Here is a 22295-nt window from a genome sequence, read left to right as displayed (position 1 = left end):
GTGTGCTCATCAACCTTCATGGATAAGGTCAAGGGGCTCATAGGTTGTGCCGGCAACCCAGTTTGGATGGCTTAGCAAGGTCAGGGAATGATCGCATAAGTCAATCTGATCATTGATCAAACACCAGGCCGGAGGCCGAAGGCCATCGTTTTCAGCCGTATTGAACACCATTTTCCATCCACCTGCCGGACTGGCCGGTATCGTAAATGTCTGTTTTGTCCGACCGGCGTTAATGAGTAGTAAAAAACATTCCTGGCACTCCTTCAGAACATCTTTGCTAAAGCTGACAATACTGGTAGAGAGCAGTACGGTGATGGAGTTCATGGTTGGATTATGCCAGTCAGCTATGCTCATCGCTTCGCCATCTGGACGAAACCAGTGAACTTCGTCGCTGGTAACCGGTTCGTGTTCGCTCTGTTCCGGATTAAGGACCAGATCTCCCAGCAAGGTTGAAGCTTTACGAATATTGATCATCTGGCGTACAAACTCCAGCATACGCAGTTCTTCAATATTGAGTTTCCAGTCGTACCAGCTGATTTCGTTATCCTGACAATATGCATTGTTGTTGCCATGTTGGGTTCGACTGATTTCATCACCGCCAAGAAAATGAACGCTGCCCTGAGACAGCATAAGGGTTGCGATCATGTTGCGTTTTTGCCGGGCACGAAGATGTCTGATCTGGGGGTTAGTGGTCGGACCTTCTATACCGTAGTTGGCGCTGATATTGTTGCCGTGCCCATCATTGTTGTTTTCCATGTTGTCATGGTTGTGACGAAAGTTGTAACTCACCAGATCTTCAAGGGTGAAACCGTCGTGGTAGGTAATAAAATTCAGACTGGTGGAGGTCTCCCGGGCACCTTTACGGAAGATGTCCCGACTCCCCATCATTCTGGTGGCAAAGTCAGGCAGTTTTCCCTGATCACCCCGCCAGAATGAACGCACGGTATCACGGAACTTGTCATTACATTCATACCATTGCTCAGGAAACTGACCCAGCTGATAACCTCCCATGCCGATATCCCAGGGTTCGGCAATCAGTTTGATGTCGGTCAGGATCGGGTCTTGGGCAATGGTTTTGAAAAATGAGGATGATTTGTTGTAATCCCATTGTTCTCGTCCCAGGGCTGCAGCCAGGTCAAACCTGAATCCATCAATGTGATAGTGGGTGATCCAGTGTCTCATGCTGTCCATAACCATGCGCAGCACGGAGGTTCGATATATGTTGGGGGTATTACCGCAGCCGCTGTAATCGACGTACTGAGTACGATCATGAGGTTGGGTACGATAGAAGCCCCGGTTCATTCCACGGAAACTGTAGGTCGGGCCTGACGTATTGCCTTCCGCTGTATGGTTGTAGACTACATCCAGAACGACTTCAATTCCGGCTTTGTGAAGCTCTCTGACGAGAGTTTTTACCTCGGTCACTGCATCTTTGTATGCATAGCGGGGATCAGGTGAGAAAAAGTTGACCGGGTTGTAGCCCCAGTAGTTGGATAGGCCAAGGTTATTAAGGCGCTCTTCAGATACAAACGCATATATCGGCATCAGTTGTACGGCGGTAATTCCGAGCAGTTTTAAATAGGCTACGGTCGCTGGATGGGCCATCCCGAGATAGGTGCCCCGGATTTCTTCCGGAATCTGAGTAAATTGTTTGGTGATGCCGCGAACATGGGTTTCGTACAGGATGGTATCGTTCCAACTGTGCCCGGGCTTGGTGATTCCCTGCCAGTCAAATTCATGATCAACAACCACTGATTTGGGAATTTGCTTGGCGGAATCCTTGGTGCACTTTTTAATCGAATGAGGGTGTTTGCGATCATAGCCGAATTGCAGACTGCCAAATGCACAGGGCTCTGACAAGGCGTGAGCATATGGGTCGATCAGCAATTTACTGGGATTGAACATCATCCCGCGACCAGGTGCAAATGTGCCGTGTACCCGATAACCATAACGTTGTCCGGCTTGTATCCCCGGAACGAAACCATACCAGATGGAGCCTGTTCTACTGGGCAGAACCAATCGTTCGGTCTCACTGTCTTCATTATTGAATAAACACAGTTCAACTTTTGTGGCCCAGGGGGCATGGACAGCGAAGTTGCATCCCACATGATTCAGAGTCGCACCCAGGGGTTTGAGTTTCCCCTGGGTGATGGTGTGCGCGTAAGTGATCGTCATAATGCCAATATTCTCTCTTGCCCGATTATCAGCGGTCGATCCGGCCGTGATTTAAGGTTGCTTTCTGATAACTATAGTTGCCAGGGGGGGTAAACGGACTTCAATGGAAAACTGTTGATCGTCCTGAGCGATCTCATCAGCCATGTAGTCTATGCCGGTATCGAAACCGCTGCCCCAGTATTCTTTGGCATCTGAGTTGAATATCAGTTGATAGGATCCAGATTCCGGAACCCCCAGGCGATAACGTTCATGGGGAACCGGAGTAAAGTTTGCGATAACGATGAGGGGCCCCTGACGATTATGATCAAACCGCATAAAGCTGATAACACTGGCATCTGCGTCGCCATAGTTAAGCCACTGAAATCCTGAAGGGTCGCTGTCTAGTCGATAAAGTGACGGTTCAGTGCGATACAGGTGGTTTAGATCTTTAAACAGTTTTTGTATGCCATGATGACGGTCAAACTCCAGAATGTGCCAGTCAAGACTGTGCTGGTGCTGCCATTCTCCTACCTGGCCAAATTCATTACCCATGAAATTAAGTTTTTTCCCGGGATGGCAGTACATGAATGCATAATAAGCCCGCAGATTGGCAGTCTGCTGCCATTCGTCTCCGGGCATTTTACCGATAATCGATCCTTTGCCATGCACTACCTCATCGTGTGAGAGTGGCAGTATGTAGTTTTCGCTATAGGCATAAACCATTGGGAAGGAGATTTCGTTGTGATGGTATTTCCGATGTATGGGTTCGTGCTTCATGTACTCCAGAGTGTCATGCATCCACCCCATATTCCATTTGAAGCCAAATCCAAGACCGCCGTTATGGACAGGCCGGCTGACACCATCAAATGATGTTGATTCTTCGGCCACGGTGAACGCTTTGGGGAAGTGGCCGTAAACGGCACTATTGAAACGCCGAATAAAATTAATGGCTTCGTAGTTGTGATTTCCACCATGGATGTTAGGAATCCATTCTCCTTCTTCGCGGGAATAATCCAGATACAGAATTGAGGCGACGGCATCGACCCGGATGCCATCGACATGAAAAAGATCGCACCAGGCGACTGCAGAGCTGATCAGAAAATCGCAGACAGTCTTGCGACCGAAATCATAAATGTAGGAATTCCAGTCGGGATGCCAGCCTCGACGAGGATCTTCATATTCATAAAGAGGGGTGCCATCAAACCTTGCCAGACCATGGGCATCGGATGGGAAATGTGCTGGAACCCAGTCGACAATGACGCCGATTTCAGCTTGGTGACAGGCATCGACAAAGGTTTTGAAGTCGTCTACGGTGCCAAATCGGCTGGTTGGTGCGAACAATCCAAGGGGCTGATACCCCCAGGAACCATCGTAAGGGTATTCCATGACCGGAAGCAGCTCGATATGGGTAAAGCCCATCTCCACGACATAAGGGATCAATTGATCTTTGAGTTCCAGCCAGCTAAGGGGTTGGCCTTTATGGTGTTTCCAGCTGCCGGCATGAACTTCATAAACGCAAATGGGGGTTTCTTTCCAGACCGGTAGCGGTCGTTGCTGCCATTTTTGATCCCGCCACTGATAGCTGGAGTGGTCGGTTACCACAGAAGCAAATGAAGGATATTGCTCATGGTAAAAACCGACAGGGTCTGATTTGAGTGGCAGCAGATGCCCCTGTTGGTTTTTGAGTTCGTATTTGTAGAGATCTCCTGCCTGAAGGGCAGGGATAAACAGGCGCCATATTCCGTCATTACCGCTGGCCATAGGAGTGCGTCTGCCATCCCAGTCATTGAAGTTGCCCACTACGCTGACAGCCCTGGCATTAGGAGCGTAAAGCGCGAATCTGACACCCTCGACAGTCTGACCGTCCACCCCCTGAGCCTGACAAAGCTGCGCCCCCATATTGTGATAGATGTGGTCTTCGTCCTGCGGAAAATCCTGAAAACTGCGATCTTTGAACTGATAAGGGTCGATAATGGAGAAGGAGGTATCTGAGCGGGTAATGTGTAGTCGATAGGTGAATTTGGGTTTATTACCAAGCCAGGGTAATTCGAATAATCCTCCTTCGCCCAATTCCTGCATCTCCATTTGTTCACTATGTTCTTCCAGAGAGCTAATAGCGATGCTTTGAGCTCCGGGGATCCAGGCTCGAATAAGATCGACCCCCTGATGCTGTTGCCAGCCGAGAATATCAAATGGACATGCTATCAGTGCCGCTTCCAAATCTTTAATCAGATGCATAAAAACCCCACATGTAGCGTCGGCCCAAGTCATCAGGCGTCTGCGTTGTTATTTTGCTTCCCTGACACGATAGTAACGTAACTTTCGGTGAATGGAATAGATTATCTGCGGGTTGGCTGACGTGAGTGGTGCTCGTAAATAGGAGGGATTGCAAAAAATATCGCAAGGCGAAACGGAAATCGAAAATTACAATAAGAAGCCGTGGAACTGATCTTTCAGGCATGTTCCACGGCATGGATATCAGGATGCTGACTGTAGCGCCCGGATACGATCATCCAGACTAGGATGTGAGGAAAGCAGATCCCGTGGCCGGCCAATAATGCCGAATGCGGTTAATTGACCTTCAAGATGTGATGGCTGACTTTGTTTCAGACGCTGCAGAGCGGCGATCATCTTTTCTTTTCCAACCAGACATCCAGCTCCGGCATCCGCCCGGTATTCCCGTTGCCTGCTAAACCACATGGCGATGACGCTGGCAATCAGTCCAAACACCATTTCCATGACGAAAATGATGCCCATCCTGGCAAGAAAACCAAGACCTTCCCCACTTTGATTATTACTTCTGACTGCATTACTGATAATTTCTGCCACGATACGTGCAAAAAACATTACGAAAGTGTTCAAAACTCCTTGAATCAGTGCCATTGTCACCATATCACCATTGGCTATATGACTGAGTTCGTGTGCGAGTACAGCTTCTCTTTCATCCTGATTCATACTGTGTAGCAGCCCGGTACTGACCGCCACGAGGGATTTGTCTTTACCAGAACCTGTGGCGAAAGCATTGATATCCGGTGATTGGTATAACGCGACTTCGGGCATGGGTAAACCGGCCTGTTTTGCCAACCGGGCTACGGTGTTGACAAGCCAGCGTTCTTCGCTGTTCTGGGGGGTGTCAATGACTTTGCCGCCAACAGACATCAAGGCCATTTTTTTCGACAGCATGAGCGAAATAAACGAGCCGCCAACTCCAAACAGCATACAGAATATGAGTAAACCCATCATATTTCCGGTCTGGATACCCAGTGCCGGAAGAATGATGTTCAGGAATACACCGAACGTTAGGACAACCGCGAGGTTGGTTGCCAGAAATAAGACAGAGCGCATCATAAATATCAGTTGTTTCTCATAACAAACTTGAAGGCGGATATTAGATAACGGTTAAATGAGACTGTCGCAATAAGGCTCCAGAGTGTTTTACTCAGGTTTGACACAGTTGAGACAAAACATCATATATTGTCTCACTCTGGTTATAATTTGTTCGGTTTTTGATGTAATTCTCCTTTTCGGTAGGCATAGATCATTAGGATCGTGCCAATGATCACCATGGGAACAGACAGCAGCATACCCATGGTCAGAAAATCAAACGCCAGAAAACCCAGTTGATCGTCTGGTTGGCGGAAAAACTCTGCCATTGTCCTGAAAGCACCATAACCGATCATGAACATTGCTGTAACAGCATATCGTGGTCGAGGTTTGGAGCTGAACCACCACATTAGTATAAATAGCAACACTCCCTCTCCAGCGAACTGGTAAAGTTGACTGGGGTGTCTGGGCAGGTCTCCGGCATTCGGGAAAATCATGCCCCAGGGAACATCTGTGGTTCTTCCCCATAACTCACCATTGATAAAGTTGCCTAGTCGGCCAAAGGCGAGTCCAGGGGGGATGAGAGGTGCTGTGAAATCGCCAACATCAATCCATTTTTTGTTGTGTTTACGGGCAAACAGCCATAATGCAACGGTGACGCCTATGAATCCGCCATGGAAAGACATGCCTCCCTGCCAGATCTTAAACAGATACAGGGGGTTCTGAAAAAACAGGTCGATGTGGTAGATAAAAACATAACCCATGCGTCCGCCGAGGATGATTCCAAGTACGATATAAACCAGCAGGTCATCGACCTGATCGACTGTCCAGCCGCTGCCTGATTTGCGGGCTCTGGTCTTGGCAAGCCACAGGCCGGCGACAAACCCAAGTAGATACATCACTCCATACCAGTGGACGGACACAGGGCCGATGTGAATCAGGACAGGGTCAATTTTCGGGTAGGTAAGCATTGCGGAGCCTTTTGGTAGGTTTGAATGGCCGGAATCTTAACTGCACAATCGGGTTACAACAATGACAGTTCAAAGACATTTTCTAATTCAGAGGGGGAGTCAATCCGCTTAATTTGGCCGCGATCGATTTAAGAGCAGCTTTTTTTAGAAATCAATCTCAACATTCAGATTTCGTCATTGGCGCTCTGACAGCTTTCATATATTGTGCTCTCTGGTTTTATGTCGATGGTTGTTTATCTGCTTATTGTTTAAGGGATAAGTAACCGGATAACTATCCTGACTGCAGTCTATGCTGCTCAATTTGCTGTGTTATAAAAGGAATATAACTGTGAAAACCAACTCCTGCGTCCTGGTATTATTGTTTTCTGCTGCTTCTGTATCCGTTGGAGCTGCATCTATTGGAGGTGTGGGCGTTGGTGTGAAGGGGCAGGTCACCTATTCCGACATTTCAAATGGTACGCCTGGGGTTGGGGTTGGTCTGGTGTTTGGAAATACAACCGGTGTTGGGCCCAGGTTTGATGCAACTGTCCAGTATCTGCCCAGCCTGCAATACGATTATGATGGAATCGATGTTGAGCATGCGTTGTTGTATTCAGATATTGGTGTAGATTGGCCGTTTTTGAAGTTTGGGCGTGTCGCTGTCGGTCCTTCTCTGGGCATTCAAAATTCACTGGCTGATGTGGTGTTGGATGGGACGGATAAGACGTTGGTGGATATCGGAACGATGGGTATCCGTTATGGCCTTTCAGCTGATTACTCCGTATCTCCTACCTGGCTGTTACAGTTGCGGGCGGAAAGTTTGACTGGCTTTGAAGAAGATCAGCGTCTGCAGGTAGCACTGGGTATTCAACAGGGTTGGGGAGGGGCCGCTTCAGTCAAGCCAAGGACGCCAAAACCGAAAGCAGAGAAAACCCAAAAACCTGAAAAGGCCAAAACCCAAACGGCTCAGGCCACTAATATCAAGCCATTTACCGCGTTAAAATCGGGTAGTCATTATTTTATTCATCTCGGTGTGACAGATTCTGATAAAGCAACGGTCAGCTATTTTACCAACAAACAATTGTTGGCTCTTGGTGTGCCGTTGACCGCAACATCGTATGAGTCCGGGCACCGTATTTTCATCGGTCCGCTGTCTAACCGAGACAGTATCGCCGGTTTGAAAAACTCTCTCTCCAAAATGGCTTTTTTCCGTAAATCCGGGCGACTGGAAAGCTCAGAGTATAAGCCTCCTATTCATTCTGTCTTGCCGGCAACCGGACCTTACTACTATATAGAATTGCAAGATGCCAAAGTCGCCAGGGTCATGACCGGAATTGGCCAGAAAATATCCGGTTCTGATTGGTTTATTAGTGATTCTGATGGGACTGAAAAGCTTTTTCTCGGGCCATTCACCAGTAAAGAACAAACTGTTTTACTGGCTAAAAGCCTCAAGCAGGACGGTTATCAGTTAAGAGCATTTGTCAGAAAAAACTTATTGCAATAGTGTCAACGCTTTCTGGTAATGGGTGAGCAGTTCTTCAGTTGAGCAATATCCCATTGCCAGTGGCACTGCTTTTTGTTGCCTGGTCATGAGCAAGGCCGGGAATCCTTGAATCCCCCATTGTTGTACCAGGTGCAAGTGTTGCTGCAATGTTGTTTCAACTTCTCCTGCTGTTATTGTTTTCAGAAACAGGTCAGGATTGAGCCCTATCCTTTCCGCGCACTTAATCAATGTATCAATGTCCGAAGGATTCTCAGCAGCTTGAAAGTAAGCCTGTTGAACAGCTTCGGCCATTGTCTGACTCATTCCTTTGGACATTTTTTCCGCCGCTATCACTGCCCGGCAGGATGGGTAGGTCGATCGCCTCGGAGTATTGTGGGTCCAAAAGTCGTGATTAAAGGTTACCCCGGTGAGTTCAGAGATTTTGCGCCAATATCCTGCAATCGTAGACTGCATTTCCGTATTCATGGACTCATCACTGTCCTCTGCCAGGCCTCCCATGATCCACTCTGTATCCAGTCCGGTCTGTTTTTGTAACTGTTTCAGTGGATCAGCAAAGGCAAAACACCAGCTGCACATTGGGTCCATGATATAAATAAGTTTTGATTCGGGCATGTCAGTCAAGCTTGCAACTGGTGGCGATCAAAGGGGGCAAAATAATCAATTTCTGGCCCGACAGGAACTACTTGAGTCGGATTGATGGTCTTGTGACTGTAATAGTAGTGTCTTTTACAGTGCTCCAGGTTGAATGTGTCACTGATGCCAGGCAACTGAAATAGTTCCCGCATGTAGGCAGACAGATTCGGATAATCACTGATCCGCAGTTTGTTGCATTTAAAGTGACTGTAGTATACAGGGTCAAAACGCAGCAAAGTGGTGAACAGACGCCAGTCAGCTTCGGTCAGGTCGTTGCCGCAGAGATAGTGAGATGTGGTGAGGTGTGTTTCCAACCAGTCCAGAGAATCAAACAGCTTGCTGTATGCCTCTTCGTAGGCTCTTTGAGTGGTCGCAAAGCCACACCGGTAGACACCATTATTGACGGTATCGTAGATGCGTTCGTTAAAACGGTCGATCAAGTCGTGCAGGTGTGGCGGATAGAAATCCTGCTGATCATCGGTCAGGTGGTTAAACGCAGAATTGAACATGCGGATAATCTCAGACGATTCATTGCTGACAATGGTGTTGTTCTGTTTATCCCACAAAACCGGTACGGTTACTCTGCCGGAATAGCGCTCGTCGGCGCGAGTGTAAATTTCGTAATAGTGCTGGCTGTTAAACAGATGATCTTTGATTTCAACACCAAAAGTGGCGTTTGGATCGCCATCAAAACTCCAGCCGTGCTCAAGCATGTCCGGGTGTACCACAGATACTGAAATATGATCGTCGAGTTGTTTCAGCTTTCTGAATATCAGGGTTCTGTGTGCCCAGGGGCAGGCAAGCGATACATACAGGTGATAACGCCCGGATTCGGCTTTGAAGCCTCCCCGGCCATCAGGGCCTGGGTTACCATCTGCGGTAACCCAGTTGCGGAACTGGGCCTTGGAGCGGATGAACTCGCCATCGCTGGTATCGGTGTCATACCATTGATCTTTCCATTCACCTTTTACTAACAGGCCCATGACTTACTCCGGTTTAATTAGATTGCCAGTGATTCAATACGCTGTTCAGCGTTTGCAAATCCTTCTTTGGCTTTTTCTTCGCCCATTGCCAAGCCTTCAGCGTAGACGAATTCGAGACTGGTGATGCCGATCAGGCCAAAAATGTGCTTCAGCCACTCAGTCTGGGTATCGTACGCAGAACCTTCATAAAGACCACCACGTGCGGCTGCGATGATGACTTTTTTGTCTCCTACCAAACCAACGGGTTGACCCTGTTCGTTGTATTTGAAGGTTTCGCCGGCACGGCAGATGTGGTCTATCCAGGCTTTTAATGGAGAAGGAATTGACAGGTTGTACATTGGTACACCAACCACGATGATATCGGCTGCCTTTACTTCAGCGATCAGCTGATCAGACAGGGCCACAGCTTGTTTCTGCTCATCACTGCGCTGGTCTGCAGGTGTAAAAAAAGCACCAATGGTTGCGCTGTCGAGATGGGGAATTTCGAAAGAGGTCAGGTCATGTTTGACGACTGCACCTTCAGGGTTCTTGGCGGCCCAGGTAGAGACAATTTGATTAGCCAGTTTGCTGGACTGGGAGTTATCTGAAAAAACACCAGAATTAATCTGTAATAAAGTTGCCATGTTACTCTCCAAAAAAAACGTTGTTACACTGATTTGTTGACGGGCATTGTCTTAAATATCTCAGGTACAAAAAAAGAGAAACAATCTGAAGGTGTCATTAAAAAAAAATGAATATCAGCAGATGTGGTGTATGAATGATGGATCTGCCATCGTCGGAATGTGGCCTCAGCCTGTGTGTGGTGGTCCAACCCAATCGTATGTCCCGGTATCAAACGGATGATACGAGCTTCGAGGTATTAAGTTGCGTTCCAATTGTGGTCACGACCGACATCAGTCAACCATAAAGAATTAAGGAACCTGTTTATGGTTAATCCGGATTTAAGAGAATCTTTGCTCGGCTGGCTGTTAGATCAGTTTGCTGAGGGTGTACCGGCTCTTCCGTTGGAGACACCGGGGTTCAGTTCTAATGACTGGGCTTTTTTTATCGAAGGGATGTACCCGGACCACCGTCTTGGGTTGTTCCAGGAAATACCGTTGGAATTGCGTGGAGATGTGCTGGCCGTCACAAATGATGACGTACGGCGGCGGCTGATTGAGCAGCTCAGTACCAATGAGCTGTACAATCTGGCTGAATCGACTTCATCAGAACACTTGGTTGAAGTCCTGGGGATGATGCCCAGTCACGTGTTGTTGCGTGCCATAAAACGTCTCGACTCTGACGAACAGGAACTGGTTCATAAGGCACTGTCCTATACCGATCGGAAAATTGGTCGTTATGTTTCCAGGGCGGTATTGACTGTTACGCCGGAAGCGACTGCGGCGATGGCCCGGACAGCGTTAAAGCAGCAACAGGTGCCTGAGTACACCGATCGGCTGCTGCTTGTGGACGACAAAGGCATTTTCAAAGGCAGTGTTGATCTGGAGATATTACAGTCAGCACCCGCAAGGCAGGCGTTATCAGAACTGTCAGATCTCGATGAAAAACATATGCTGCTGGCTGACCAGGATTATGGCGAAGCCGCGTTGGATATGAAAAGTTCCGGCTTTGCAATGATGCCGGTGGTCAATGAACAGCATGAGCTGCTGGGACGGATCACTATTCGTGAAGCGCTGGAACTGGCAGTGGATTACTATGAAAACCAACTGCTGGCCCAGGGCGGTATGAATGACGAGGATTTGTTTGCCCCGGTTAAGGTTTCTGTAGCCAGGCGGACTGTCTGGTTGGGAATTAATCTGATTACTGCGCTGGCGGCCTCTTGGGTTATAGGTTTGTTTGAGCTGGCGTTGTCAAAAATTGTTGCGTTGGCTGTGCTGATGCCGGTTGTGGCCAGTATGGGAGGAATTGCCGGCAGTCAGACCCTGACCCTGACTATACGCGGATTGGCTACCGGTCAGATCAATAATGCCAACCTGACTCTGCTGGCCCATAAAGAAGTTCGTATTGGACTGGTCAATGGTTTGATATGGGCATTGATTATCGGTGTGGTGGTGTCATGGTGGTTTGGTAATCCGGGATTATCTTTTGTAATTGCAATTGCCATCTGGATTAATGTACTGGCGGCAGCCTGCGCCGGTATTCTGGTACCGGTCATTCTGGACCGGATGAAAATCGATCCGGCTCTGGCTGGATCGGTGGTTTTAACGACAGTAACGGATGTTGTTGGGTTTTTCGCTTTTCTGGGTACGGCGACGTTGTTATTGATTTGAGGGGTATGACTTGAACCATTCGGGTGAAGACAAGCTGGAACAGGAGATCAAGGGCCTGTTTCAGCACAGTATTGAGCGGCTTGATGTAGCCGATCAGATTGTCAGTGCATCGCATACTGCCAACCGTCAGCGCGGTGTGATGGATATTGTAACCATGCTCGGCCGGGGAGCGGTTGCTGTAATGTTGACAGCAATAAATCCGGCATCAGTGGGAAGTAAGTTACGGGAGAATAATTATCATGAATGAAGCACTCAATTCCACCGGCCCCATGTTGGGAACCATTTCCGGAGCCTGGCAGAAAATCGTCTCATTTATGCCCAATATTGCCGGGGCGATTTTACTCATGGTGGTTGGTTATTTTCTGGCTCGTCTGGCTCATAAAGTGATTACCAGTGTTGTGGATAAACTAGGGGTCAGCCGCCTTGCGGATACGATTGGCGTCACCAGAGCCCTGCGCCGCGCCCGCATCAGACGAAAAGTACCTGAGTTGGTTGGTCTGGTCTTCTTCTGGGTGATTATTCTGCTGTTCATCGTGTTATCGGTTGAAGTCTTGGGGCTGGACAAAGTGAGCTCTGCGCTCAACGAAATGCTGTTGTATTTTCCTAAAGTACTGGCGGCACTGGTCATTATTGCAGTTGGACTGTTTATTGCTCAGTTCATACAGGGGCTGGTGGAAACCGCTGCTCACGGAGTTGGCCTGGAATATAGCCGCAATCTGGGCAAGCTGGCCTATGCCGGTATCATTATTATCGTAGTTTCTCTGGCCATCGGGGAACTGGATATTGAAACCGCACTGCTCAATGCGGTCATCATTATTACCCTGTCAGCATTTGCACTGGCAGCGTCGCTGTCTCTGGGACTGGCTACCAAACATCTTTCCAAGGCCATTGTCTCTGGTGTTTATGTTCGGGAGTTATTGAATGTCGGTGATGAAATAGAAATTGACGGACAACGTGGAGTGGTTGAAGAGGTCAGCACCTTGAAAACCTTTATTCGCCTTGACGATGAGTCTTTGCTGAGCATCCCGAATGAGCAATTGATTCAGTCAACTTATAAACTGATTAAAGTAGCATCGCCTAATAGTGACTGATCTATCTGATGAAGTGTTGGTAGACCGGGCTCAGCAGGAACTGCCCTATAACAGTCGTTCCTATCAGATACTGATGCAGCGCTATCAACCGTATTTATACCGGCTGATTTATGCCTCGTTGAAGGATGCAGACGAAAGTCATGACGTTCTTCAGGAGGTATTGGTAAGGGTGTATAAATCCTTGCCCGGGTTTAAAAAAGAATCTGCCTTTAAGACCTGGTTAACGGCGATTACCATCAATCGCTGTAATACCCGGCATGACAAAATCAAGCGTGAGGCCCGTTTCAAGGACTTGTGGGCACGTGAAGCACCTGAAAGCTACGAACATCAGTTTGATCACCATGATGATGAGTTTGGCCGATTAATCGAAGGGCTTAACTATCAGGAGCGGCAGATTCTGTCCTTGCGGTTTGTGGCTGAAATGGAGTTGAAGGATATTGCCGAAATAGCGGGATTGAAACTCAGTGCCTGTAAGATGAAGTTTTATCGCTCGCTTGAAAAAATCAAAGCCAGACAGACAGATGATTCCTGATAGAACTGCTGGTTTGTCTGGTTTTTTTATCTTCTATTCCCTCGAATATTAAATGTTTTGCTGTGTTGGGTGTCAGGATTTGGGACCTGTGACTACAGAATTGACAGGCATATCGCTGTATTTCTGACAGGTGAATAACTGGCTTTCTGCATATCAAGCGAAACTTCGCCCGACCAAGGTCTAATTCAGTAATCCTGTCGACAATTGATAATCTGCAAGACATCACAATAACAACAAAGAACATGTAACAATTAAGTTAGTTTGTCAGGACGCATTACAACAATAATCTAGAGAGGTAGAACATGTCTGAATCAGCTATTTATCCGGTTCCGGCCGCAGCAAAAGCCAATACATACGCGGATAACGACACTTATCTGAAGATGTATCAGCAATCGGTGGAGGATAACGAGGGGTTCTGGCGGGAGATGGGCCAGCGTATTGATTGGTACAAACCTTATACCGAAGTCAAAGACGTCAGTTATGACAAGAATAACCTGCACATTCGCTGGTATGGCGATGGTGTGACCAATGTTGCCTACAACTGTATTGATCGTCATCTGGAAACGCGTGGAGATGACGTAGCTCTTATCTGGGAAGGTGATGATCCCTCGGTCGATAAAAAAATCACTTACCGGCAGTTGCATGAGCATGTGTGCAAACTGGCTAATGCAATGAAGTCCATGGGAGTGACTAAGGGTGATCGGGTCACTCTGTACATGCCCATGATTCCTGAGGCAGCATTTGCCATGCTTGCCTGCGCCCGGATTGGTGCTGTGCATTCCGTTGTGTTCGGTGGTTTTTCTCCAGAGGCACTGGCGGGACGTATTATCGACTGTGAATCTAAACTGGTGATTACTGCGGATGAGGGGCTGCGGGGCTCTAAAGCCATTCCGTTGAAAGGAAATGTGGACAAAGCGCTGGAACATCCGTCCATTGAATGTGTGGAAAATGTCCTGGTGGTCAAGCGGACTGACGGAAAAGTAGACATGAAGTCTGGTCGTGACACCTGGTACCACGATGCCGTTAATAGTCAGCCGGCAGAGTGCGAACCTGAACCGATGAATGCAGAAGATCCACTGTTCATTCTTTATACTTCCGGCTCTACTGGCAAACCGAAAGGTGTTCTTCATACGACGGGTGGTTATCTCGTTTATGCATCACTGACTCATCAGTACGTGTTTGATTATCGTCCTGGTGAAGTTTACTGGTGTGCAGCAGATGTCGGCTGGGTAACCGGGCATACTTATATCGTCTATGGACCGCTGGCGAACGGTGCGACAACACTGATGTTTGAAGGTATCCCAACTTATCCTGATACCGGACGGGTTGGTCAGATTGTCGACAAACATCAGGTGAACATTCTATACATCGCGCCAACGGCCATTCGTACCCTGATGGCCAATAGTGATGTGGCGACAGGATCCAGTAGCCGGCAGTCAATACGTTTACTGGGTACGGTTGGTGAGCCGATCAATCCGGAAGCCTGGAAATGGTATTACGAGAAATTTGGTGAATCCCGGTCACCGATTGTGGATACCTGGTGGCAGACTGAAACCGGCGGCGCATTGATTACGCCATTGCCTGGTGCCACAGATCTCAAGCCAGGATCGGCCACCCGTCCGTTTTTTGGGATTCAACCTGCGTTGGTTGACTCAAACGGTCAGTTTTTAGAGGGAGCGGCTGAAGGTAATCTGGTGATCACGGACTCGTGGCCTGGCCAGATGCGTACGGTATATGGTGATCATGAGCGTTTCATCCAGACATATTTCAGTACTTATGAAGGTTTGTACTTTACCGGTGATGGTGCTCGCAGAGACGAAGATGGTTACTACTGGATTACTGGTCGTGTCGATGACGTGTTGAACGTATCCGGCCATCGCCTGGGCACTGCGGAAATTGAAAGTGCCCTGGTTTCACACCCGGCAGTAGCCGAAGCCGCAGTGGTGGGATATCCCCATGATGTCAAAGGGCAGGGTATTTATGTGTATGTCACGCCGATGGAAGGTGTGTATCCGGATGAGGATCTGACCAAAGAGGTGATTGCCTGGGTGCGAAAAGAAATTGGCCCCATTGCGTCACCTGATCTGATTCAATGGACTCAGGGGTTACCAAAAACACGCTCAGGTAAAATCATGCGTCGAATTCTCAGAAAGATTGCGGCAAATGAGTATGGTGAGTTGGGTGATACCTCCACATTGGCAGATCCGTCCGTGGTGGATGAGCTCATTGATAATCGTCGGAATCTCTGATCTCCGGCAAAAACATCTGGCATGACAGTACGCTGCTTGTGCCAGAAGCTATGTAAGTCTAAGATGCCAAGTCAGAACGCTGTTTCTGTCCAGATGTGTAGATCCGGAATACTCGAAGTCAGACAGAGCAGCCACTTATCCGGGTCCTTGTTGTTCTTGGGACGATAAAAACAATAACCGATGACATGACTATGGCGATTTTTTTAATAGCTGATGATCATCCTTTGTTTCGTGATGCTTTAACGACGGCACTGAAGAGAGGATTTCCCAGAGACCGGATACTTACATCCGATTCCATTACCACCACCAAAGAGTTAATAGAGACAGACGGTGAGCCGGATCTGTTGTTGCTGGATTTGAATATGCCAGGAAGCGATGGTTTTTTTGGTTTGATTCATCTGCGTGAATGTTATGCCTCAGTGCCTATTGTGGTGATATCTGCAATGGAGGATCCTTTGGTTATCCAGCGTGCTCTGGCATATGGTGCCAGTGGTTTTATTCCCAAAAGCTGTCCGGCTGAACAAATCATTGAGGCAATCAACGCTGTGTTGGAAGGGGATTGTTGGGTCCCGGCAGCCATAAAGGCTGAACTCGAAAGGTTGCCATTGGAAGAAAAGGATTTTTCTGATCGGGTGGCGACACTGACTGACCAGCAGTTCAAAGTTCTGATGCATTTAACCGAAGGGCGTCTGAATAAACAGATTGCCTACGATCTCAATATTTCAGAAGCCACTGTAAAAGCCCATATTACTGCCATTTTTCGTAAGTTGGGTGTACAAAACAGAACTCAGGCCGTTATAGCCGCATCCAAGTTGAAACTGCCGGAGAACACGGGCGCTTTCTAAGGTTGCCTGGTGGTTTTCCGCTTTCCCGCGTTCGTTTAATTAATTATCGCATTTAGGTAACAGACTGACCCAATGAGTCAGCCTGTTTTGTCCTTTTTTTGTGTTATTGGTCATGTAATTCAATAAAACCCTTTAAAATCAATATGTTAAAAATTGGCACGGTTGTCGCTTATTGGAGAATAAATACAACTTGGTCAGATAGGTGAGTGTTATGAATGAATCAGGAAAGGTTGTCAGCATTGCTGAATATTACCCTGAGAGAGCCCTGGAGCATTTAAATCGTCTGACTGGTTTGGAGTTTTCAAGTTACCCCGAGTCATTAGCAGTTGATAGTTTGGAACCGCTCCCAGTTGACGGCATTCCTGTTTTGAAACAGGTCGTTCAGTTGGGAAATCGGTTTAGAGCGAGTTGAGTTGTACCCCCTTGATAGGAAGTAGTATGCAGTATCCTGTTGTTCAAGGGGTTTTTTATCTGCCGGAATTGCGGCGTTCTGATGCACTGGTTAGCTGCTGCTTCTGTTCATGTCGTTGGACGAAAATTTCGTCGATCTGAAAAGAAAGATGATTATTCTCGGTTTTGACATGTAACTGCATTTGCCGGATGGGTCCCTTGCTTTTGATGACGGCTACACCTGACAGAAGTGTTTGTCCAATCCGCGTCATTTGAACTTCATCTACTTTTATCGTCTGTTCTTTGACATCATCCTGAATCTTTAAAACAAGTCGCATGGGCATCTCGTGAGCCTGAGTCATATTCAGCCAGACAGCAACATTGTAATGCGATAGGTAAGATTGCCCCGCTTTTACAAAATGGGGGTTGTCGATGATGTGATCAGGTACATTGCTGATGAGATAAGTGTTGGATACGCGCTTGATCATGAGAAATACTCTTCACCCATTTAGATAGGCTGTGCAATTTATCAGCAACTGTAGACTGAAACATTCTCAATGAGTGTGATCAGGTCATATTTCTCCGGAAATTCATTTTTCTTTGCACAATATTGAGAGCAACTTGATGTCTATGTGTGAATTTTGTCACAATTAAATTGCTTTTAGGTTAACCGGCTTGCCGAAGAAAACTGGTCACCAATGATCTGAGCTGTGCGGGTTTGATCGGTTTTCGTAAATACCCGATTCCATGTTCACGCGCCAGTTGTCGAATACTATGCTCAGCATTGGCGGTGATTAAAATGGTAGGAATCTGTTGTTTCCATTGCTGCCACAGGTCCAACGTCAACGTAATACCATCCTGTCCATGATCCAGCTGATAATCCATTAACAGCAGATCGGGCATCGCTTCATTCAAGGCTTCTTCCCGCTGACTGACGGTCGTCGTAGCACAACCCCACCTGGTCAGCAGGGTTTCGAGGGCATGAAGATTTTCGGGTTGATTGTCGACACACAGTACTTTCAGGCCGGCAAAATCATTGTTCAGAGAACTGCTGACTTCACGGATCTCGAATGGTGTGACGATTGCTTTCTTGTCTACAATGGGAATGGTTACCGAGAACATTGTGCCTTTGCCAGGCTGGCTCCAGATATTCAGATTGTGCTGCAGCATATTACTCATCCGATGCACAACTCCGAGTCCGAGACCGACACCTTGTTCGTGGTTGGTGGTTTCAATGCGGTAAAAATCGTTAAAAATCTTACTTTGATCCTGTTTCGAAATACCCGGTCCGGTATCCCAGACCTGTAACTCCAGCGTTCCCTGATGATGGCGGCATCCCACCAGAACTTTTCCCTGGGATGTATATTTAATGGCATTGGAAACCAGGTTCTGGATGATTCTGCGTAAATACACCGGATCGCTGAAAACATGATGGCGGGTGTTGACCCATTTGATGGCCAGGCCTTTTTTTCTGGCGATGATATCGAACTCATGCTCAAGCGGCAGCAGTATGTCCATCAGTGGGAAAGCTTCCTGCTTCGGTGTTAAGGCACCATCATCAAGTCGGGCGATTTCCAGCAGGATGCTGATCAGTTCTTCGGTAGATTGCAGGGAATCGCTCAGTTTTTGCAGTATCGTGTGCTGTTCCTGTTCGCCTTCAATCGGTTGGGTATCAAGTAGTGAGGCGGTGTAAAGTCTGGCGGCATTCAGAGGTTGCAGAATATCGTGACTGGCCAGGGCCAGAAAACGGGTTTTGCTGGCATTGGCAGCTTCGGCAATGGCGCGGGCGTGAATCAGCTCCTGTTCCACTTCCTCGCGATGAGCGATTTCTGCCCTGAGCTCCAGATTGATATCCTGAATGGTCCGGGTGCGATCTTCGACTCTGGCTTCCAGTTCCTCTTTGGCACGCTGCAAGGCTTCCTGTGAGCGTACGTGGTCGGAAATATCGTTAAACGTGGTAACGAAACCCCCGCCTGGAAACGGGTTCCCTTTCATTTCCACCACAGTGCCATCACGGCGCAGACGAATGAAACGATGGGGAGTGCCACGGCGTAGGTGCTCCAGGCGGCGGTTGACGTGGTCCTCTATTTTGCCAGGACCACATTCCCCCATGGAGGCATTGTAGCGAACCAGATCTTCAATGGGTCGACCCACCCGGATAAATCCCTCCGGGTAATCAAACATCTGTATATAGCGGCGGTTCCATGCCACCAGTTTGAGATCACGATCGATGACGCTGACGCCCTGGTCAATGTTCTCCAGAGTGGTGGATAGCAGTTTCTGATTAAACTGAATCGCCTGGGTGGTTTCGTCGAAAAAAGTGACCACTTCTTCGATGCCGAGAGATTTGCCCGAGAGTATTGAGTGCACCATGGCACGCGCCGATGCCGAGCCGATAATGCTGGATAACACCCGTTCCACATACCGGATCAGAATGAGTTTTGGCGTTGCCGACTCCACCAGGTTGAGCTGATGTGCTCTGGCAAATTCACTTAGAAGAAAATCAGCCCGGCGGACTCCGGCAAATCGTTCCAGCAATGCCCGCAGGTCTGATACGGTGGTGTTTTGGCGGCGAAATCCGGATTCCGAGACTTCCTTGCCGGGGTCCAGTACTTCAACAAAAGCAGCTGCCTGCAGACGATCGATCAGACGGGTCGAAGTCAGTTTGGATACAGAGACCAATGCCAGAGTGTTGATCAGTAGTGACCAGAAAACCCCGTGAGACAGGTGATCATCAATGCCAAACCATAGCAAGTGTTCTGGACGGAGCCAGTCCTTGCCCATGATTCCGGTTTCCAGAATTTGAGGCTCCCATAAACCACCGTGAATCAGGGTTGGCAGCATTAAGGTAAAGAACCAGAGTGCCAGCCCTGAGATCAGTCCGGCATAGGCTCCCCAGACATTGGCACCTTTCCAGTAAAGGCCACAGAGGAAGGCTGGTACCAACTGCACCACCAGACTGAATGCCAGCAGTCCGATGGTACTGAGCGCGTCATTGCTGCCGTAGGTATGATGGTAAAAATAGGCCAGCGTGATAATCATGACAATGGCTATACGCCGAATCAGGATCAGTGCGTTAGACAGGTCTTTGCCATCACGGCTCTTGAAGCGCTTGGTCTTGAGCAGTAACGGTAACAGAACATCATTGCTCAGCATGGTGCTCATCGTCAGCGTGGCTACCACGATCATCGCGGTGGCGGCAGAGAATCCACCAATAAACACCAAAATGGTCAGCCAGATATTCTGACTGGCCATCGGAATGTGCAAAACAAAGGTATCTGCATCCAGACCCTGCCCCTCGAACAACACCAGCCCGGCCGCGGTAATGGGAATCACCACAACGGAGATCAAAGCCAGATAGAGCGGAAATATCCAGCGAGCCAGATTGAAATGTTCAATATTGGTGTTTTCCACCACGGTAATGTGGAATTGCCGTGGCAGCACCAGAATAGCCCCACCGGCCAACAGCATCTGGGTCCAGAAATTGGCATTCAGACGGTTCTCAAAGGGGGCGTTCATGATGCTGTTGCTATTGAACTGCTGCCAGAAATCCTGAGGACCGTTGAACAGGGTAAAGACTACAAAAAGGCCTATGGTCAGCAGAGCCAGCAGTTTGACGATGGATTCAAATGCAATTGCCATCATCATGCCGCGGTGATGTTCTGTGACGTCCACCTGACGGGTGCCGAACAGGATTGCAAAGATAGTCATACTGAACGCAATTGGGAGGGTGGTGTCCTCCAGCCAGGCGGATTGAGAGGTATCGGCGGATTGGCTGATCACATTGATACTCGCTGTCACCGCTTTCAGTTGTAATGAGATGTAAGGAATAATGGCCATCAACGAAATAACGCTGACCAGAATGGCGATGCCTGGCCGTTTACCAAATCGGGAAGCAAGAAAGTCAGCAATAGACGAGCAGTTCTGATGCTTGGATACCAGCAAAGCCTTATAGATGATCCGGTTGCCAAACAGGAACATCAGAATTGGTGCCAGATAGATGGGTAGATACTCCCAGCCACTTGAAGCCGCTCGACCAACTGCGCCGTAATAAGTCCAGGACGTGCAATAAACCGCCATTGCCAGACCATAGACAGCAGCAGGAGGGATTTTCAATGGTTTGTCGAGATGACGGTCGCCGGCGATTGCCACGGCAAACATAATGCCGATGTAGCCGGTTGCAATTGCCAGAATCTGCCAGGCTTCCATAGTATTTTTTTTTCGTCGTGGCCTGAATGAAAGCGCTATTATGGCGATCAGTGAATCATCATGCCACAGGGCTTTTGGCTAACGCGCCAACGTGTCACAATTCGCGCCTGATTAATCCTGTGATAACCCAGGCGGGATTGATGAGCTGATGCAGGGATGGATCACGGTTGATTATCAACCAGATGCAGTCCCGGATATTCCGGGCACTGATTCATAAAAAAGGCAGTATGCGGACCGCTCAACGTTCTGCATGACAGCCCATGACATATCGCCCGATAATGTGAGGCGAAGAACAGATTGTTCAGGGCGAACAACCTGTTCATTCGGTTAATCAAACCCTTCAGGGTATCAGCAGAACAAACATGCAACAGTATTTAGATCTTATTCGGCATATCAAAACCCATGGCAATATGAAGACTGATCGTACCGGTACCGGTACCCAGAGCATTTTTGGTTATCAGATGAGGTTTGATCTCAGTCAGGGGTTTCCGCTGGTCACGACCAAAAAGCTGCATCTGCGCAGTATCATTCACGAATTGCTCTGGTTTCTCAGTGGTGATACCAATATCCGTTATCTGAAGGAAAATGGTGTTCGTATCTGGGATGAATGGGCCGATGAAAATGGCAATCTCGGGCCGGTCTATGGCGAGCAGTGGCGCAGTTGGAAAACACCGGATGGCGAGACCATTGATCAGATCAGCAATGTATTGAACACCATCCGAACCAACCCTGACAGCCGGCGCATGTTGGTGGTCGCCTACAATCCCGGCGTTGTGGAAAAAATGGCACTGCCGCCCTGTCACAGCCTGTTTCAGTTTTATGTGGCCGAAGGCCGGTTGAGCTGTCAGCTGTACCAGCGTAGCTGTGATGTTTTTCTTGGGTTGCCGTTCAATATTGCCAGTTATGCGCTGTTGACGCACATGATCGCGCATCAGGCTGATCTGGACGTCGGGGATTTTGTCTGGTCCGGCGGTGATGTGCACATTTATAACGATCACCAACAACAAACGGATCTGCAACTGACCCGACAGCCTTATCCACTGCCGTCTCTCCAAATTCAGCGCAAACCCGATAGCTTGTTTGATTATCGGTTTGAAGATTTTGAAATTGTCGGCTACGAAGCTCACCCAAGTATTAAAGGTAAAGTTTCGGTTTGATCGC

Annotated in this window: 18 protein-coding genes; 9 read left to right on the top strand and 9 right to left on the bottom strand. The window is 48.3% G+C overall.

The features are described 5' to 3' along the window. Window positions 1–9 precede the first annotated feature (9 nt). The 4 genes from glgX to lgt all read right to left on the bottom strand — a co-directional run bounded on the left by glgX (window position 10) and on the right by lgt (window position 6449). Complete coding sequence (glgX, locus tag YC6258_RS21825; RefSeq protein WP_044618795.1) at window positions 10–2175, bottom strand: glycogen debranching protein GlgX; 2166 nt, start codon at window positions 2173–2175, stop codon at window positions 10–12. A 51-nt stretch (window positions 2176–2226) separates the two neighbouring features. Further along, entirely contained in the window at window positions 2227–4392 is a 2166-nt protein-coding gene (gene glgB / locus YC6258_RS21820) for a 1,4-alpha-glucan branching protein GlgB (RefSeq protein ID WP_044618794.1), read from the bottom strand. A gap of 240 nt (window positions 4393–4632) precedes the next feature. Next, the gene (gene htpX / locus YC6258_RS21815) at window positions 4633–5502 is read right to left on the bottom strand and encodes a protease HtpX (protein ID WP_044618793.1); all 870 of its coding nucleotides are present in this window, start codon (window positions 5500–5502) and stop codon (window positions 4633–4635) included. 140 nt (window positions 5503–5642) lie between these two features. Continuing rightward, entirely contained in the window at window positions 5643–6449 is an 807-nt protein-coding gene (lgt, locus tag YC6258_RS21810) for a prolipoprotein diacylglyceryl transferase (RefSeq protein WP_044618792.1), read from the bottom strand. A 328-nt stretch (window positions 6450–6777) separates the two neighbouring features. On the opposite strand from lgt, the gene YC6258_RS21805 reads away from it, so the two are divergent. Then, window positions 6778–7932 (top strand): SPOR domain-containing protein, encoded by a 1155-nt coding sequence (locus YC6258_RS21805; RefSeq protein ID WP_044618791.1) that lies wholly within the window; start codon window positions 6778–6780, stop codon window positions 7930–7932. On the opposite strand, the gene YC6258_RS21800 is transcribed toward YC6258_RS21805, so the two are convergent. From YC6258_RS21800 to YC6258_RS21790, 3 genes are read right to left on the bottom strand one after another with little or no spacing between them, the layout of a single operon-like run. Continuing rightward, on the bottom strand, window positions 7921–8544 hold the full coding sequence (locus YC6258_RS21800; protein ID WP_044618790.1) for a DsbA family protein: 624 nt from the start codon (window positions 8542–8544) through the stop codon (window positions 7921–7923). The two genes, YC6258_RS21805 and YC6258_RS21800, sit on opposite strands and share 12 nt — an antisense overlap. 5 nt (window positions 8545–8549) lie before the next feature. Further along, the gene (locus YC6258_RS21795) at window positions 8550–9548 is read right to left on the bottom strand and encodes a glutathione S-transferase family protein (RefSeq protein ID WP_044618789.1); all 999 of its coding nucleotides are present in this window, start codon (window positions 9546–9548) and stop codon (window positions 8550–8552) included. Window positions 9549–9565: 17 nt separating this feature from the next. Further along, window positions 9566–10171: an FMN-dependent NADH-azoreductase gene (locus YC6258_RS21790; RefSeq protein ID WP_044618788.1), complete on the bottom strand. Its 606-nt coding sequence runs from the start codon at window positions 10169–10171 to the stop codon at window positions 9566–9568. 303 nt (window positions 10172–10474) lie between these two features. Between YC6258_RS21790 and YC6258_RS21785 the strand changes: the two genes are divergently transcribed. From YC6258_RS21785 to YC6258_RS21755, 7 genes are all read left to right on the top strand, one after another. After that, a complete protein-coding gene (locus YC6258_RS21785; protein WP_052830475.1) occupies window positions 10475–11818 on the top strand; it encodes a magnesium transporter in 1344 nt (447 codons plus the stop codon). A 10-nt stretch (window positions 11819–11828) separates the two neighbouring features. Continuing rightward, window positions 11829–12065, top strand: coding sequence for a hypothetical protein (locus tag YC6258_RS21780; protein WP_044618787.1), 237 nt, complete (start codon window positions 11829–11831; stop codon window positions 12063–12065). Next, window positions 12058–12909, top strand: coding sequence for a mechanosensitive ion channel family protein (locus YC6258_RS21775; protein WP_052830474.1), 852 nt, complete (start codon window positions 12058–12060; stop codon window positions 12907–12909). Before YC6258_RS21780 ends, YC6258_RS21775 begins: the two co-directional genes overlap by 8 nt. Beyond that, entirely contained in the window at window positions 12902–13441 is a 540-nt protein-coding gene (locus YC6258_RS21770) for a sigma-70 family RNA polymerase sigma factor (RefSeq protein WP_044618786.1), read from the top strand. Before YC6258_RS21775 ends, YC6258_RS21770 begins: the two co-directional genes overlap by 8 nt. A gap of 302 nt (window positions 13442–13743) precedes the next feature. Continuing rightward, on the top strand, window positions 13744–15690 hold the full coding sequence (gene acs, locus YC6258_RS21765) for an acetate--CoA ligase (protein ID WP_044618785.1): 1947 nt from the start codon (window positions 13744–13746) through the stop codon (window positions 15688–15690). A 191-nt stretch (window positions 15691–15881) separates the two neighbouring features. Beyond that, window positions 15882–16535 (top strand): response regulator, encoded by a 654-nt coding sequence (locus YC6258_RS21760; protein ID WP_082070842.1) that lies wholly within the window; start codon window positions 15882–15884, stop codon window positions 16533–16535. 211 nt (window positions 16536–16746) lie between these two features. Beyond that, complete coding sequence (locus YC6258_RS21755; RefSeq protein ID WP_044618783.1) at window positions 16747–16947, top strand: hypothetical protein; 201 nt, start codon at window positions 16747–16749, stop codon at window positions 16945–16947. Window positions 16948–17002: 55 nt separating this feature from the next. Here the strand turns inward: YC6258_RS21755 and YC6258_RS21750 are convergent, their stop codons facing one another. Further along, the gene (locus tag YC6258_RS21750) at window positions 17003–17413 is read right to left on the bottom strand and encodes a hypothetical protein (protein ID WP_044618782.1); all 411 of its coding nucleotides are present in this window, start codon (window positions 17411–17413) and stop codon (window positions 17003–17005) included. A gap of 178 nt (window positions 17414–17591) precedes the next feature. Further along, window positions 17592–21134: a PAS domain-containing hybrid sensor histidine kinase/response regulator gene (locus YC6258_RS21745; protein WP_044618781.1), complete on the bottom strand. Its 3543-nt coding sequence runs from the start codon at window positions 21132–21134 to the stop codon at window positions 17592–17594. A gap of 362 nt (window positions 21135–21496) precedes the next feature. Between YC6258_RS21745 and thyA the strand changes: the two genes are divergently transcribed. Next, window positions 21497–22291 carry a thymidylate synthase gene (gene thyA / locus YC6258_RS21740; RefSeq protein ID WP_044618780.1) on the top strand — a complete coding sequence of 265 codons (795 nt, stop codon included), beginning with the start codon at window positions 21497–21499 and terminating at the stop codon, window positions 22289–22291. Window positions 22292–22295 lie beyond the last annotated feature (4 nt).

The sequence above is a fragment of the Gynuella sunshinyii YC6258 genome, assembly GCF_000940805.1.
GTDB lineage: Bacteria > Pseudomonadota > Gammaproteobacteria > Pseudomonadales > Natronospirillaceae > Gynuella > Gynuella sunshinyii.
This window is presented reverse-complemented; position numbering and strand designations above follow the sequence as displayed.

What these genes read in the sequence shown, in the direction of transcription:
- glgX (WP_044618795.1), bottom strand. Translation starts at nt 2,175, where the DNA reads ATGACGATCACTTACGCGCACACCATCACCCAGGGGAAACTCAAACCC.
- glgB (WP_044618794.1), bottom strand. Translation starts at nt 4,392, where the DNA reads ATGCATCTGATTAAAGATTTGGAAGCGGCACTGATAGCATGTCCATTT.
- htpX (WP_044618793.1), bottom strand. Translation starts at nt 5,502, where the DNA reads ATGATGCGCTCTGTCTTATTTCTGGCAACCAACCTCGCGGTTGTCCTA.
- lgt (WP_044618792.1), bottom strand. Translation starts at nt 6,449, where the DNA reads ATGCTTACCTACCCGAAAATTGACCCTGTCCTGATTCACATCGGCCCT.
- YC6258_RS21800 (WP_044618790.1), bottom strand. Translation starts at nt 8,544, where the DNA reads ATGCCCGAATCAAAACTTATTTATATCATGGACCCAATGTGCAGCTGG.
- YC6258_RS21795 (WP_044618789.1), bottom strand. Translation starts at nt 9,548, where the DNA reads ATGGGCCTGTTAGTAAAAGGTGAATGGAAAGATCAATGGTATGACACC.
- YC6258_RS21790 (WP_044618788.1), bottom strand. Translation starts at nt 10,171, where the DNA reads ATGGCAACTTTATTACAGATTAATTCTGGTGTTTTTTCAGATAACTCC.
- YC6258_RS21785 (WP_052830475.1), top strand. Translation starts at nt 10,475, where the DNA reads ATGGTTAATCCGGATTTAAGAGAATCTTTGCTCGGCTGGCTGTTAGAT.
- YC6258_RS21775 (WP_052830474.1), top strand. Translation starts at nt 12,058, where the DNA reads ATGAATGAAGCACTCAATTCCACCGGCCCCATGTTGGGAACCATTTCC.
- acs (WP_044618785.1), top strand. Translation starts at nt 13,744, where the DNA reads ATGTCTGAATCAGCTATTTATCCGGTTCCGGCCGCAGCAAAAGCCAAT.
- YC6258_RS21760 (WP_082070842.1), top strand. Translation starts at nt 15,882, where the DNA reads ATGGCGATTTTTTTAATAGCTGATGATCATCCTTTGTTTCGTGATGCT.
- YC6258_RS21755 (WP_044618783.1), top strand. Translation starts at nt 16,747, where the DNA reads ATGAATGAATCAGGAAAGGTTGTCAGCATTGCTGAATATTACCCTGAG.
- YC6258_RS21750 (WP_044618782.1), bottom strand. Translation starts at nt 17,413, where the DNA reads ATGATCAAGCGCGTATCCAACACTTATCTCATCAGCAATGTACCTGAT.
- YC6258_RS21745 (WP_044618781.1), bottom strand. Translation starts at nt 21,134, where the DNA reads ATGGAAGCCTGGCAGATTCTGGCAATTGCAACCGGCTACATCGGCATT.
- thyA (WP_044618780.1), top strand. Translation starts at nt 21,497, where the DNA reads ATGCAACAGTATTTAGATCTTATTCGGCATATCAAAACCCATGGCAAT.